This window comes from Flavobacterium terrae, from assembly GCF_900142035.1.
Classification (GTDB): Bacteria; Bacteroidota; Bacteroidia; order Flavobacteriales; family Flavobacteriaceae; genus Flavobacterium; species Flavobacterium terrae.
Genome location: NZ_FQZI01000002.1, coordinates 1 through 13,847 on the forward strand (window position 1 = coordinate 1; position 13,847 = coordinate 13,847).

Sequence of the window (13,847 nt, forward strand, 5' to 3'; positions counted from 1 at the left end):
TGCGGGTGCAAAGATAAGAACTCTTTTGTATTTACCAAAACTTTTTGAAACTTTTTTTTGAGAAAATTTTCAGTCCGTTTTAATTATCAATATCTCTTAAGAACCTCTCCGTTGCGGGGTGCAAAGATAACATCTTTATTTTCTTATCTCCAAATCTTTTTGCAATTTTTTTTTAAGTTTTTCGCTCTCGCTTTAAACTCAATTACTTAAAGATTTTTTAACACTATAATAAAGAACTTCACTTGTTTTGCATGTCACTTGTTGTCCAATGCGGGTGCAAAAGTACCACCTTTTTTCAATTACACAAGCCTTTTGTAAAACTTTTTTACAAGTTTTTTACAGTTCTTCTGACCGTCAATAAGTTAGCTCTTAAAGTTTTTTTAAGGAGTTGGATTTTTCTGCTCCTTCTGTGGTTTAGCTTTTCTATACTATATATAGATACAGCTTTTCTATACTATATATGTATCGCGTGAGGGAGTGAAGCGGCATCCTTTAATACGGTCATTTCGCCTACGCTCAATGACCGCATTAAAGATATAGCGGAAAGCCCGACCCGAAGGGACACGCACTGAAATAAAAAACACCTTATATATATAAGGTGTTGAAGTTTATTGTTGCTTACTTGCTTTTATACGCTCTCGCCATAATTTAGCCAGTTCTGAATAATTCATTTCTACTTTCGGGGCTTGTTTAGGAAGTTTGCCATCGGAAAAACCTCTAAATAATATTCCTTCTATTATAAAGTCTTCTGAAACATTGTAAGGATCATAAGTAGTCTTTAAATTAATATCAAACAACTTGGCGGTATTATTAGACCAAAAAGCTTTCCAACCGCTTTTTAATTCTTTAATCAAATCGAATGTTGTACTACCGGTTTGACGATGAATTAACTTTACGAGGATTTGACCATCTTTTCTACTCATCTTTTTTAATTGGTCTTCAAATTCATTAGTTAGATAATTTTCAACCAACTTAAAATACTTCTTTTTATCTCTTTCAGATTTAAGTAATTTCATTCCTTCGTTAAGTGCCACTAACCTATCAGCAGCTATTTTTGCATAAGGGTATGTTTTATGTACTCTTCTTTGAAGTATTAAGAACTTTTTTCTTTCTTCTGCTGATTTAAAATAATCTCTATTGGATACATAGATTTCTTCCAACGTATAACTTACGTGAGTTACCGTGTCATTATCTAAATCAGCTTGAGTAACTGTGGTAGTATCTTTCTTTACCTGAGCATTACTTACTAAACTAAAGAATAATAAACCAACAATTAATTTTATATATCTCATTATGTAGTATTGTTTATTCAAAAATATAAATTATTCAGCAAGTGTAGTGCCAAATGTTTAAATTAGCAGAAAATTTTTTTTATGTCATCAAAATCAATACTTAACAAAGCCTCAATGGCTTTTCTTGAAAAATATCTGAATAATGCATCTCCTACAGGTTACGAAAGTGAAGGACAAAGAATCTGGATGGATTATTTAAAACCATATGTAGACACTTTTATTACCGATACTTATGGAACTGCTGTAGGAATTATTAATCCTGATGCACCATATAAAGTAGTTATTGAAGGACACAGTGACGAAATTTCGTGGTATGTGAACTATATTACTGATGATGGTTTAATTTATGTAATTAGAAATGGAGGCTCAGATCATCAAATCGCGCCTTCTAAAAGAGTAAACATACATACTAAGAACGGAATTGTTAAAGGTGTTTTTGGCTGGCCAGCAATTCATACAAGAGGAAGAGGTAAAGAAGAAAATGCAACATTACACAATATCTTTATTGATTGTGGCTGTACTACTAAGGAAGAAGTTGAAAAACTAGGTATTCATGTTGGTTGCGTAATTACTTATCCTGATGAATTCATGATTTTGAATGAGAACAAATTTGTTTGTCGTGCTATTGACAACCGAATGGGAGGATTCATGATTGCTGAAGTAGCTCGTTTATTAAAAGAAAATAAAAAGAAACTTCCGTTTGGTTTGTATATTGTGAATGCTGTTCAGGAAGAGATTGGACTTCGTGGTGCGGAAATGATAACTCAAACTATCAAACCTAATGTTGCTATTGTAACTGATGTTTGCCATGACACTACAACTCCTATGATTGACAAAAAGATTGAAGGAGACTTAAAAATTGGTCGTGGACCAGTTATTGCTTATGCACCCGCAGTGCAAAATAAATTACGTGATTTAATAACCGATACAGCTGATAAAAATAAAATTCCTTTTCAGCGTCATGCTACATCAAGAGTAACAGGTACAGATACAGATGCTTTTGCTTATAGTAATGGTGGAGTTGCATCGGCTTTGATATCTTTACCTTTAAGATATATGCATACTACTGTTGAAATGGTTCATAAAGATGATGTGGAAAATGTAATTAAACTGATTTATGAAACATTATTAAAAATTGAGAACAACGAATCATTCTCTTATTTTAAGTAATCCATTACGTTTTATATAATAAAAAAACCATTCACAACTGAATGGTTTTTTTTATAACTTTACTCATATACATATATCATATGCAATCAAAAGCTACCTCAGTAAATGATTATTTAAACGAAATTCCTGAGGAAAGGAAGGTAGCCTTTGCAAAACTCCGTAATACTATTGTTGAAAATTTACCTAAAGGATTTCAAGAAGGCATGGGATATGGTATGATGGGATATTCAGTTCCACATTCTATTTATCCTAATGGATATCATTGCAATCCTAAAGATCCTCTTCCATTTGCTGGAATTGCATCACAAAAAAATTTCATTGCTTTTTATCATATGGGGATTTATGCCAATCCAGAACTCTTAAATTGGTTCACATCAGAATACCCAAAATACTCTAAGAAAAAACTAGACATGGGTAAAAGTTGTGTGCGATTTAAAAAACCAGAAGATATTCCTTTTGAACTGATAGGTGAATTAATGACAAAAATGAGTGTTCAAGAGTGGATTGAAACTTATGAATCTGCTTTCAAAAAAACTAAATAACACTTTATTAATCTAAACTAAATAACTATGAAAATTTTAAAAAAAATATTTCTCGTGCTGCTTTCCTTAATCGGAATTGTATTAATTGCAGGATTAATACTATCGAAAGATTACGCAGTAGAGAGAGAAGTAATCATCAATCAACCCAAAGACAGTGTTTTTAATTATGTGAAAATGATGAAAAACCAAGACAATTTTAGTGTTTGGAATATGAAAGATCCTAATTCTAAAAAAACATTTACTGGAACTGACGGTGAAGTAGGGTTCATTTACAATTGGAATGGAAACGATGATGTGGGTGAAGGAGAGCAAGAAATTAAAAAAATCACACCAGGTGAACGTATAGATATTGAGTTACGCTTTAAACGTCCAATGGTATCGACAGATTATGCTTACTTTACTACTGAGTCAATTTCTCCAACACAAACTAGAGTAAAATGGGGATTTACTGGTGAAATGCCTTATCCAATGAATGCAATAAAATCTGTTATGGGTAATATGATTGGGAAAGATTTACAAGCCGGATTAGATAACTTGAAAACGAATTTAGAAAAGAAATAATGTCTCATTAACAAATAAAAAGTCCCTTTAAAAAAAGGGACTTTTTATTTTATCAAATTTACTTTAAAGCTTGAATTGCGTCATTTGCTCTAGATTGTTCAGCATATTTTAACGCTGTATAACCTTTATCATCTTTAGTTTTTTTATCTGCTCCATTTTTTAATAGAATTTCAATAATATCTACTCTATTAAAACGAGCAGCAAACATTAGTGGAGTCATTCCGTTTGAAGTTTCATTTACATCAACTCCATACTCAACAAATTTTTTAACTGCCTCTAAATCTCCTTTAATAATTGCCGCACATAATGGAGAATTTACACTTGCAATAATTTCTTTTTTAGGAGAAATATTAACATTTGATGCAAAAGATTGTGTTGCAAAAGCTCCAAGAACTAAACCTAAAATAACAATTGATTTTTTCATGATGATTGATTTTTTTTGATTAATGATTTATATGAATAGACGTAGTATTGAAAGTTATGTTACATGAAATTTCCATTATAACATAATTTTAACATTAGCCACATCACAACTAACTCAACACAAAGAACAAAAAAACCACGCAAAGCGTGGTTAATTAAACTTTAAAATAAGTTTATATTATTTATTCAAAAATGCAATTACATTTTTTTCAATTCTTTCATGAATATTAGAAACATCTGCTTTTTCAAACTTTTCTCCTATGATGTTTTCGTAAAGCTCGATATATCTTTCTGAAACTGTTTCGATGTAATCCTCTGTCATTTCAGGAATTTGTTGTCCTTCTTTACCTTGAAAACCATTAGCAATTAACCATTGACGAACAAACTCTTTTGATAATTGTTTTTGAGCCTCTCCTCTATCCTGACGCTCTTGGTAACCATCTGCATAGAAATAACGTGAAGAATCTGGCGTATGTATTTCATCAATTAGAACGATTTTACCTTCTTTTGTTTTGCCAAATTCATATTTAGTATCTACTAAAATTAATCCTCGAGAAGCGGCAATTTCAGTTCCTCTTTGAAATAAATCTCTAGTATATTTTTCTAAAACCAAATAGTCTTCCTCTGAAACAATTCCTTGAGACAAAATAGCTTCTCTTGAAATATCTTCGTCATGTGTACCTACCGCAGCTTTTGTTGTAGGTGTAATTATAGGCTGAGGAAATTTATCATTTTCTTTCATTCCTTCAGGCATTTCTACACCGCAAAGTATTCTTTTCCCAGCTGCATATTCGCGTGCTGCATGACCAGATAAGTAACCGCGAATTACCATTTCTACTTTAAAAGGATCACATAAATGCCCCACGGCAACATTGGGATCAAGCGTTGCTACTAACCAATTTGGTACGATATCTTCGGTCAACTGCATGAATTTAGTTGCAATTTGATTCAAGATTTGACCTTTGTATGGGATTCCTTTAGGCATAATTACATCAAAAGCTGATAATCTATCAGTTGCAATCATTACTAAAAGTTCGTCATTGATATTGTAAACCTCACGTACTTTTCCGTGATAAACAGATTTTTGTCCAGGAAAGTTAAACTGGGTAGCAGTAATCGTATTCATTAAATTGTTGTGTTGTTGTTGTTAAAGTGTCACAAAAATATAGTTTTTATAAGCACCAACAAAAGAGAATGAAATATTATTTTTAATTGTTGTATTTTAAATACAATTATTAATACATTTGCATCATAAATAATTAACACTTTATAAAAAATGGATAATAACCAACTTTCGCTGATTAAAGCAACAGTCCCAATTTTAAAAGAACACGGAGTAACCCTAACCAAACATTTTTATCAAAGAATGTTTACCCATAACCCAGAATTAAAGAATGAGTTCAATATGGGCAACCAAGCCAATGGCAGACAGCAAACGGCTCTTGCCACGGCAGTACTCGCTTATGCTGAACATATAGAAAACCCAAGTGTCTTGATAGGCGCCTTACAATCAATTGGACAAAAACATGTTAGTTTAAATATTACTGCTGCCCAATATGATATCGTAGGCAGTCACTTAATTGCCGCAATAAAAGAAGTACTACAAGATGTTGCAACAGAGGAACTATTAGAAGCTTGGACAATTGCTTACAATCAACTTGCTAAAATCATGATTGATCTAGAAGCTGGATACTACAAAGAAAACCGCGAGAAAAAAGGAGGTTGGAATGGATGGAGAACCTTTATTATAAATCGTATCGTTGAAGAAAGCACAGAAATAAAATCTTTTTATTTAACTCCAAAAGACAACCAACCAATCGCTTCTTATCATCCTGGACAATACTTATCAGTCAAAACCTTTGTAGAGGCATTAGGTCATGAACAACCTAGACAATACAGCTTATCATCTGCTTTCAACGAAAAATATTATCGCATCAGTGTTAAAAAAGAAAATCCAGAAAATCTACCTGCAGGATATGTTTCCAATAACTTACATAACAAAAAAGTTGGAGATCAAATAGAAGTATCGGCTCCTGCAGGCTTGTTCCATATAGGAGAAAAACCACAACAACCTTTGGTTTTAATCAGTGGTGGCGTAGGCATTACACCAATGATGAGCATACTTGAAGCTCAAGCTGAAAAAGAAAATAAAATTGTTTGGTTACACAGTTGCAGAAATGAAAACGTGCAAGCTTTCAAAAATGAAGTAAATCATTATCACGAAAATTTTAAAAATGTAACCGCTTACACTTTTTTTAACGAATTAGCGTCTGAAACAAAATATAAAAAAATTGGTTTCATGAATCTAGATGAAATTAAAAAGGATATTATTCTACCTGATGCAAAGTATTATGTATGCGGACCCCAAGCTTTTATTAAAGCCCAATTCGAATCATTAAAAAAATTAGGAGTACAACAAGATTCCATTTTTTATGAAGAATTTGGACCACAATTACTAAATCTTAACTAAATTTGTTGTATTTAAAATACAATATCAACAAATTACTTAAGAATGAAACTGAACCATTTTACTGATTTTGGAATGCGTGTATTGATTTATTTAGAGCATTTAGATGAAAATGAATCTACTTCTTTAGATGAATTAGCAGAAAAATTTAAAATTTCAAGAAATCATTTGATTAAAGTGGTTCAGTTTTTATCCAATAACAATTTAATAAACACGAAACGAGGTAAAAACGGCGGCATTACAATCGCCCATAAAGCCAAAACAATTCCAATTGGCGATCTAATTCATTTATTAGAACAAGACGAAAGTCCAATTATAGATTGTCAGGCAAAAGCTTGTATTTTCCCTTCACAGAAATGCCAATTGAAACAGCTATTCAATTTGGGATACCAAGCATTTCTTAAGGTATTGAATAATTATTATTTAAAAGATTTACGATTTGAAAACTTGAACCAGATTATCAATCAATAACATAACTAAAACTTTACTATCACAGCGACTATCACATTCGCTTTAACCTATATAAATTCAATACACTTTTCCTTTTATATTTGGATACGATCATGGTGTATTGCAACAAGTATTAGTTTAAGCTATCAATACATCATTTTCCCTTTAAATAAATATTTCAAAAACATAGTAACTAGAATATCTTTATAAAATAAAAGTCGGTTTTACAACCGACTTTTATCAATTAAAATTGTCAACTAAAAAATAAACTACATATTTATAGACCAAACAGAATAACTATTAGGTGGACATTGAATTTTAACCCATTTATCGCCCTGTGTTGTTGGATACCATGACGAATGTCCCGTAAAATCTTTTATTTGAGCATTTGCCCAATTGGTTTGAATCCATCTTTCCTGCCAAGAAGAAGAGTTATTCAAATAAACAACTAAACCAACATTTCCATTATAACCATTTCTTCTAGCAATGTATTCGTCGTTATCGCTGTATAATATAGAAGTAGTACCAGTGGCTTTATTGTTATGAATCCATATTAAATTATTTAAACGCTCTTTATTTAACCATTCTTCGTAATCTCTGTAAAAAATTGTTGGATAACCTTCATGGGTTAAAATATAAGCATACGCCAAATTTTTCTTCCAGATTTCATCCGTATCATGATTAGTCACAAAAGTTACCGCTTTGTATGGATTACGTTTCCACATCATATCATCATTCAATAACGCTAAATTATTTCCGTCAAAAGCATCATTCATTTTATAATAGCATGCAAAATCAAAAACAGAAGAATTCGCATTGTTTGCCCACCATTCTAATGTATTTACATTGGAATCCCAATATTCTCCTACAGAAAAACCTCCTACGTTAGCGTTCCAATTGTTTACTACCCAAGGTCCAAAACCTTTTACATAATCAAAACGCCATCCATCAAACTTCATCGTATTTTTATAGTATTTCCCAACAGCATCAGCTCTTCCCCATAACCAATCTTGAACATGAGGATTTGCATGACACAAATCTGGAAAACCACCAAAAGAACCTTCGTCATTATTTCCATAAGAATTTTTATAGAAATCATTGTAATTTCTAGTGAATTTTCCTGAAGCAACTCCCGAGAAATTTGTCCAAGTATTTGTTCCAGTATATGGATTTGCTTCAGATTGTCCTCCACTGTTGTGATTGATTACAATATCGGCATATACTTGCATGTTTTCAGTGTGTGCTTGAGTAATTAAACTCACAAGTTCAGTTTTAGAACCAAAACGAGTTTCTACGGTCCCATTTTGATTGTAATCTCCAAAGTCGTAATAATCAGTTGGATCATATCCCATAGAATAGGCACCATTTTGTGCTTTTGAAGCTGGTGGTAACCAAATTGATCCAATCCCAGCATTACCCCATGCGGTTACTTTTGATTTTACAGTATTCCACCATGTTCCCCCAGCCGGTACATCCCAATAAAAGGCCTGCATCATAACACCTCCTCCAGGATTTGCAACATATTTACTATTTACATTTGTACTTACTCCAGTACTAAATGGCTTACCATCATGATTGGTTACATTGATAATTTTGGTTTGTTTTGCCAATTCGAGTGATTGGTCTTTACTAGTTTCATCTTTATCACAAGCAATTGATAATAAAAGTAGTGAAAAGCAAACTAATTTTGTGGTTGATTGTTTCATAAAATTTAGTTTTTGTTTTTTGTTTCGACTAAATTTATGATTTTTTACATAAGAACAACATTTTGAACAAGTTACAAGTGTAACGAAAACGTTTTCGTGTTGAAAAGTTTTATTTTTTAACAAAAAAAAGCAGATTTTATATTTTAAAATCTGCTTAAATCTAAAATTTTCTTCTGTCTATTTTAAGATGTACAACTTTTTCAGAATTGAACATCGAATACTCTTCATATCCTTTTTCTTTTAAAAATTGATTTAGAGAAAATAAATCATCAAAAACCGCTATTGCATCACTTCTTTTTTCAAGAAAAAAATAATCGTCATCACTACTTCCTTGATTTCCTTTCATACCATAAATTTCATTAGCTGTAATAATCCATTCCCCATTAAGAGTTATATTAGATATAATTGGTTTCCCAAAAATTTCTTTTCGTATTTCGTATTTTTTATTACCAACACCAACCAAATAATATCCTTCTGTCAATTTGTAAGGATATAAATCGTATGTAGGTAAAACTATTCTTAGTATGAGTAAAAAAATTAAAAATGATATAATTACTATAGCAAATTTTAAAAGTTTATTAGTCATGATTTTCTATACTCTTATATGCATCAATAATCTTCTTCACTAATCGGTGGCGAACGATATCTTTGTCATCTAAATAAATTATTCCAATTCCGTCAACATCTTTTAGAACAAGCAAACCTTCTTTTAAACCAGAAATAGTTCTTCTAGGTAAATCTACCTGACCAGGGTCACCAGTTATGATAAACTTGGCATTTTTTCCCATACGCGTTAAAAACATTTTCATTTGCGAATGGGTTGTATTTTGTGCCTCGTCAAGAATTACAAAAGCATTATCTAAAGTTCTACCTCTCATGAAAGCCAATGGTGCTATTTGAATGATCCCTTTTAATAGGTAATCCTCTAATGTTTGAGGTGGAATCATATCTCGTAGTGCATCGTAGAGAGGTTGCATATAAGGATCAAGCTTCTCTTTCATATCACCTGGCAGGAAACCTAGATTTTCGCCAGCTTCAACTGCAGGACGTGTTAATATGATTCTTTTTACTTGTTTTTCTTTTAAAGCCTTTACAGCAAGCGCAACTCCAGTGTATGTTTTTCCTGTTCCAGCTGGACCAACGGCAAAAACCATATCGTTTTTTCTAACAAAATCTACAAGTTTTTGCTGATTTGGCGTCATAGCTTTTATTAGCTTTCCTCCTAATCCATGAACAAGAATTTCGTCTTTAGAATCCATCACTCCTGTTTGCTGAGCATCACCTTCAATAACTCTCATGATAACATTATCATCAATATTATTAAATCGAGTAAAGTGTGTCATTAATCGCCTAAATCTTACTTCGAATTCATCTAATACCTCTTCCTCACCAAAAGCTTTTAAAGTAGTACCTCTCGCAACGATTTTAAGTTTTGGATAATATTTTTTTATAGTTTCTAAATGACTATCATGTGCTCCCCAAAAATCTTTAGGAGCAATATTCTCTAGTTCAATAATTCTTTCGTTCAAATGCAATAAAATTTAGTTTGAAATAAATTCGTTTTGTTTCTCTCAAATCTAGTAAATTTACCAAAACTTTTCAGGAATAGTTATAAACAAAATAATGTCAATAATTACACTTACTACCGATTTTGGATTAAAAGACCACTTTGTGGGTGCCTTAAAAGGCAAAATCTTATCGGAAAATCCTAGTGCTCAAATTGTTGATATTTCACACAATATAGATTTATTTAATGTAACTGAGGCAAGTTATATTATCAATGCCGCGTATTCAAGTTTTCCAAAAGGAACAGTTCATTTAATTGGAGTTGATAGTGAAAGAACCATTGACACTTCCCATATTGCAATGCAATGGAATGATCATTATTTCATTTGTGCTGATAATGGTATTTTAAGCATCCTCACTCAAAAAATTAAACCTCAAAAAATAGCTGAAATAAACATTCATGATCGATTACCTGAATCATCAACTGATATTGATGTTTTTGTAACTGTTGCCAATCATTTAGCTAAAGGAGGTGTATTAAGTGTTGTGGGTAAAGAAATTTCAACTCTAAAAACAATTAGTACAATAAAAGCCATTGTTGCTTCAGACTTTAATTCTATTAAAGGATATATTGTATACATAGATCATTTTGGAAATTGTGTCACCAACATTTCTAAAAAACAATTTGAAGAAGTAGGTAAAAACAGACCATTTGAAATTTTTTACGAAAAAAACAGAGTCAAATTGGATAAAAAAACAATCAAAAAAATACACAAATCCTACTCAGATTTCATTGTAAATGACACATTCAAATTAAAAAATTATGAAGGTGAAAAATTGGCCTTATTTAACGAGAGTGGTTTCTTAGAAATTTGCATTTATAAAAGCAACCCAAATACAGTGGGATCAGCAAAATCTTTGTTAGGTCTAAATTATTATGATGAAATAACAATTCAATTTTCTTAATCATGTTTGTAAGAATAGTAAAACTTAGTTTTCACGAAGAAAACATCCCAGCATTTTTAGAAAACTTTGAAGAAATCAAAGAGAAAATCAGAAATTCTCCGGGAAACCAATTATTAGAATTATACCAAGATAAAAACAATCCTTGTATATTTTTCACATATAGTTACTGGGAAACAGAACAAGATCTAGAAAATTACAGAAATTCAGCCTTATTTGATGAAGTTTGGACCTTCACAAAAAAACTGTTTAATGACAAACCAGAAGCTTGGAGTGTAGACAAATTAGTTTCTTTAGCATAATGTTTCATGTTTGGTGTTATTCGATTACTTTTGTTCGATTTTAAATTTAACTTTAATAAAATAAATGAAAGCCATTTTATTTAAAGAATTCCGTTCCTTTTTTGGTTCACCAATTGGATATTTGGTAATAGCCATTTTTTTAATTTTAAATGGTTTATTCCTTTGGGTTTTTGAAGGGGATTATAATATCCTAAATACAGGCTTTGCCGATATGACTCCTTTTTTTACAATTGCACCTTGGATTTTACTTTTTTTAATTCCAGCAGTGACTATGCGTAGTTTTTCGGATGAAAAAAAACAAGGAACAATGGAATTATTCTTAACAAAACCTATGTCTTTATGGGAAATTGTAAATGGAAAGTTTTTTGGAGCTTTTTTATTACTTATCATAGCGATTATACCCACACTTGTATATGTAAAAGTTATTTATGATTTAGGCTTACCAGAGGGAAATCTTGATTTTGGAAGCACTTTAGGTTCTTATTTTGGATTGTTATTTCTAATGGGAGCATATACCTCAATTGGTATTTATACTTCATCATTGTCAGATAATCAAATTGTGTCGTTTCTAATTTCTGTTCTTTTATGTTTTGTTATCTATTTTGGTTTTCAAGGTATTTCAAACTATAAAGCGCTAGGAGATTTTAGCTCTTTAATTGATTCATTTGGAATGGATTTTCATTACAAAAGCATGAGTCGAGGTGTTATTGACACAAGAGATGTAATTTACTTTGTTAGCATCATCTTTTTGTTTCTTTCGTTAACTGTTCATAAACTAAAATCGTACAAATTATAATGAAAAATATAAAGACTTTAGTTGTAACACTTCTCGTTTTAATTGTAGTAAACGTAATCAGTAATTTCTTTTTTCATCGTTTCGATTTAACTGCTGATAAAAGATATACCCTATCAGAAACTTCATTAAACATTCTTAAAAATGCTAAAGAGCCAATTTATGTTGATGTTTTCTTAGAAGGTAATTTTCCAGCAGAATTTAAAAGATTGCAAACTGAAACGAAACAAATCTTAGAAGAATTTAAAGCTTACAATCCTAATATTATTTATCAATTTGTTAATCCGTTAGAAAATCCTGAAGAAGCTGATGCAATCATGGAATCTTTCTTAGAAAGAGGATTAACACCTATAAAAGTTACTGTTGATGACAAAGGAAAACAATCACAAGAAGTTGTTTTTCCATGGGCCATAGCAAGCTACAAAGATAAGAGCACAAAATTACCATTACTTAAAAATCGTCTAGGTGCTTCTACTCAAGAAAAAGTAATTAGTTCTGTGCAGCATTTAGAATATGCATTTGCAGATGCTTTTTATAAAGTAACTACTCCTAAACAAAAGAAAATTGCTGTTATTAAAGGTAACGGCGAGATGGCTGATGCCTATCAAGCTGATTTTTTAAGAACTCTAGGAGAAAGCTATTTTTTAGGGGCATTTACTCTAGATTCTGTTGCTAAAAACCCTGTAAAAACTCTAAAGCAGTTACAAAACTTCGATTTAGCTTTAATAGCAAAACCAAAAGAAGCTTTTTCTGATCAGGAAAAACAAGTTTTAGATCAGTTTTTAATCAACGGAGGAAAAACAATTTGGTTAGTAGAATCAGTAAATATTGATATGGAAAATCTTCGTCAAAATGGTTCTGCATTTGCTTTCCCATTTGATTTAGGTTTAAATGATATGTTTTTTAAATACGGATTTAGAATTAATCCTTATTTGGTAAAAGATTTACAAGCAACACCTATTGCTCTAGCAACGGGTCAAAGAGGTAATGAGACACAATATGAAAACTATCCTTGGTTTTTTTCTCCATACATTTTCCCTGAAAGTCATCATCCAATTGTCAATAACATTGACGGTATTAAACTAGAGTTTACCAATCCGATTGATGTATTAAAAAACGACATTAAAAAAACCATTTTATTACAATCGTCAATTTATTCAAAGAAAATTGGAACACCAGTTGAAATAGATTTAAAAACTGTAAACGAAAAACCAAATCCTCAGGATTACACTCCTGGAAATTTACCCGTTGGGTTACTTTTAGAAGGATATTTTTCATCGGTTTATGAAAACAGAGTATTACCTTTTAAAGATCCTGATTTTAAAGCCAAAGGAAAATCGTCAAAAATGATTGTGGTGACTGATGGAGACATTATCAAAAATCAATTGGACGAAAGCGGACAACCTATGGAGTTGGGTTATGACAAATGGACAAATCAAATGTATTCTAACAAGGAGTTTTTGATGAATTGTGTTAATTATTTACTGGATGACAACGGACTTATTAACATTAGAAGCAAGGAAGTAGATTTACCTTTACTAGACAAAGAGAAAGTGTATGAAGACTACACCTATACTCAATTACTTACTGTTGGCTTACCTTTAGTACTATTAGCGTTGTTTGGAATTGCAATAACTTACTTTAGAAAAAGACAATTTGCGCGTTAATTATG

General features: G+C 31.3%; 15 protein-coding genes. 9 read left to right on the top strand and 6 right to left on the bottom strand.

The features are described from left to right. Positions 1-608: 608 nt before the first annotated feature. On the bottom strand, positions 609-1,292 hold the full coding sequence (locus tag BUC09_RS04305) for a DUF4294 domain-containing protein (protein ID WP_073309062.1): 684 nt from the start codon (positions 1,290-1,292) through the stop codon (positions 609-611). A gap of 81 nt (positions 1,293-1,373) precedes the next feature. Here BUC09_RS04305 and BUC09_RS04310 point away from each other — a divergent pair, with 81 nt between their 5' ends. The 3 genes from BUC09_RS04310 to BUC09_RS04320 all read left to right on the top strand — a co-directional run bounded on the left by BUC09_RS04310 (position 1,374) and on the right by BUC09_RS04320 (position 3,565). Beyond that, positions 1,374-2,462, top strand: a complete 1,089-nt coding sequence (locus tag BUC09_RS04310; protein WP_073309064.1) for a M42 family metallopeptidase — start codon at positions 1,374-1,376, stop codon at positions 2,460-2,462. 80 nt (positions 2,463-2,542) lie between these two features. Beyond that, positions 2,543-3,004 carry a DUF1801 domain-containing protein gene (locus BUC09_RS04315; RefSeq protein ID WP_073309066.1) on the top strand — a complete coding sequence of 154 codons (462 nt, stop codon included), beginning with the start codon at positions 2,543-2,545 and terminating at the stop codon, positions 3,002-3,004. A gap of 27 nt (positions 3,005-3,031) precedes the next feature. Next, complete coding sequence (locus BUC09_RS04320) at positions 3,032-3,565, top strand: SRPBCC family protein (RefSeq protein WP_073309068.1); 534 nt, start codon at positions 3,032-3,034, stop codon at positions 3,563-3,565. 58 nt (positions 3,566-3,623) lie between these two features. Here the strand turns inward: BUC09_RS04320 and BUC09_RS04325 are convergent, their stop codons facing one another. Both BUC09_RS04325 and BUC09_RS04330 read right to left on the bottom strand, forming a co-directional pair. Next, positions 3,624-3,989 carry an ankyrin repeat domain-containing protein gene (locus BUC09_RS04325; RefSeq protein ID WP_073309070.1) on the bottom strand — a complete coding sequence of 122 codons (366 nt, stop codon included), beginning with the start codon at positions 3,987-3,989 and terminating at the stop codon, positions 3,624-3,626. 177 nt (positions 3,990-4,166) lie between these two features. Further along, complete coding sequence (locus tag BUC09_RS04330) at positions 4,167-5,114, bottom strand: phosphoribosylaminoimidazolesuccinocarboxamide synthase (protein WP_073309072.1); 948 nt, start codon at positions 5,112-5,114, stop codon at positions 4,167-4,169. Between the two features lie 150 nt (positions 5,115-5,264). Between BUC09_RS04330 and hmpA the strand changes: the two genes are divergently transcribed. Together hmpA and BUC09_RS04340 are read left to right on the top strand one after the other, a co-directional pair. Then, positions 5,265-6,458 (top strand): NO-inducible flavohemoprotein, encoded by a 1,194-nt coding sequence (gene hmpA, locus BUC09_RS04335; protein WP_073309074.1) that lies wholly within the window; start codon positions 5,265-5,267, stop codon positions 6,456-6,458. A 42-nt stretch (positions 6,459-6,500) separates the two neighbouring features. Continuing rightward, on the top strand, positions 6,501-6,926 hold the full coding sequence (locus BUC09_RS04340; RefSeq protein WP_073309076.1) for an Rrf2 family transcriptional regulator: 426 nt from the start codon (positions 6,501-6,503) through the stop codon (positions 6,924-6,926). Positions 6,927-7,174: 248 nt separating this feature from the next. On the opposite strand, the gene BUC09_RS04345 is transcribed toward BUC09_RS04340, so the two are convergent. From BUC09_RS04345 to BUC09_RS04355, 3 genes are all read right to left on the bottom strand, one after another. Beyond that, entirely contained in the window at positions 7,175-8,611 is a 1,437-nt protein-coding gene (locus tag BUC09_RS04345; protein WP_073310348.1) for an alpha-amylase, read from the bottom strand. A 160-nt stretch (positions 8,612-8,771) separates the two neighbouring features. Beyond that, on the bottom strand, positions 8,772-9,197 hold the full coding sequence (locus tag BUC09_RS04350; RefSeq protein ID WP_073309078.1) for a hypothetical protein: 426 nt from the start codon (positions 9,195-9,197) through the stop codon (positions 8,772-8,774). Further along, the gene (locus tag BUC09_RS04355) at positions 9,190-10,140 is read right to left on the bottom strand and encodes a PhoH family protein (protein WP_073309080.1); all 951 of its coding nucleotides are present in this window, start codon (positions 10,138-10,140) and stop codon (positions 9,190-9,192) included. Before BUC09_RS04355 ends, BUC09_RS04350 begins: the two co-directional genes overlap by 8 nt. Before the next feature lie 94 nt (positions 10,141-10,234). Between BUC09_RS04355 and BUC09_RS04360 the strand changes: the two genes are divergently transcribed. From BUC09_RS04360 to gldG, 4 genes are all read left to right on the top strand, one after another. Then, entirely contained in the window at positions 10,235-11,083 is an 849-nt protein-coding gene (locus BUC09_RS04360) for an SAM hydrolase/SAM-dependent halogenase family protein (RefSeq protein ID WP_073309082.1), read from the top strand. Between the two features lie 2 nt (positions 11,084-11,085). After that, entirely contained in the window at positions 11,086-11,382 is a 297-nt protein-coding gene (locus BUC09_RS04365) for a putative quinol monooxygenase (RefSeq protein ID WP_073309084.1), read from the top strand. Positions 11,383-11,446: 64 nt separating this feature from the next. Then, a complete protein-coding gene (gldF, locus tag BUC09_RS04370) occupies positions 11,447-12,178 on the top strand; it encodes a gliding motility-associated ABC transporter permease subunit GldF (protein ID WP_073309086.1) in 732 nt (243 codons plus the stop codon). After that, positions 12,178-13,842 carry a gliding motility-associated ABC transporter substrate-binding protein GldG gene (gldG, locus tag BUC09_RS04375; RefSeq protein ID WP_073309088.1) on the top strand — a complete coding sequence of 555 codons (1,665 nt, stop codon included), beginning with the start codon at positions 12,178-12,180 and terminating at the stop codon, positions 13,840-13,842. Before gldF ends, gldG begins: the two co-directional genes overlap by 1 nt. The last annotated feature ends 5 nt before the right edge of the window (positions 13,843-13,847 follow it).

Excerpts from the sequence above, each read along its gene's own strand:
- BUC09_RS04305 (WP_073309062.1), bottom strand. The coding sequence starts at position 1,292 with ATGAGATATATAAAATTAATTGTTGGTTTATTATTCTTTAGTTTAGTA.
- BUC09_RS04345 (WP_073310348.1), bottom strand. The coding sequence starts at position 8,611 with ATGAAACAATCAACCACAAAATTAGTTTGCTTTTCACTACTTTTATTA.
- BUC09_RS04325 (WP_073309070.1), bottom strand. The coding sequence starts at position 3,989 with ATGAAAAAATCAATTGTTATTTTAGGTTTAGTTCTTGGAGCTTTTGCA.
- BUC09_RS04350 (WP_073309078.1), bottom strand. The coding sequence starts at position 9,197 with ATGACTAATAAACTTTTAAAATTTGCTATAGTAATTATATCATTTTTA.
- BUC09_RS04310 (WP_073309064.1), top strand. The coding sequence starts at position 1,374 with ATGTCATCAAAATCAATACTTAACAAAGCCTCAATGGCTTTTCTTGAA.
- gldG (WP_073309088.1), top strand. The coding sequence starts at position 12,178 with ATGAAAAATATAAAGACTTTAGTTGTAACACTTCTCGTTTTAATTGTA.
- BUC09_RS04315 (WP_073309066.1), top strand. The coding sequence starts at position 2,543 with ATGCAATCAAAAGCTACCTCAGTAAATGATTATTTAAACGAAATTCCT.
- BUC09_RS04340 (WP_073309076.1), top strand. The coding sequence starts at position 6,501 with ATGAAACTGAACCATTTTACTGATTTTGGAATGCGTGTATTGATTTAT.
- BUC09_RS04330 (WP_073309072.1), bottom strand. The coding sequence starts at position 5,114 with ATGAATACGATTACTGCTACCCAGTTTAACTTTCCTGGACAAAAATCT.
- BUC09_RS04365 (WP_073309084.1), top strand. The coding sequence starts at position 11,086 with ATGTTTGTAAGAATAGTAAAACTTAGTTTTCACGAAGAAAACATCCCA.
- BUC09_RS04360 (WP_073309082.1), top strand. The coding sequence starts at position 10,235 with ATGTCAATAATTACACTTACTACCGATTTTGGATTAAAAGACCACTTT.
- gldF (WP_073309086.1), top strand. The coding sequence starts at position 11,447 with ATGAAAGCCATTTTATTTAAAGAATTCCGTTCCTTTTTTGGTTCACCA.
- BUC09_RS04320 (WP_073309068.1), top strand. The coding sequence starts at position 3,032 with ATGAAAATTTTAAAAAAAATATTTCTCGTGCTGCTTTCCTTAATCGGA.
- hmpA (WP_073309074.1), top strand. The coding sequence starts at position 5,265 with ATGGATAATAACCAACTTTCGCTGATTAAAGCAACAGTCCCAATTTTA.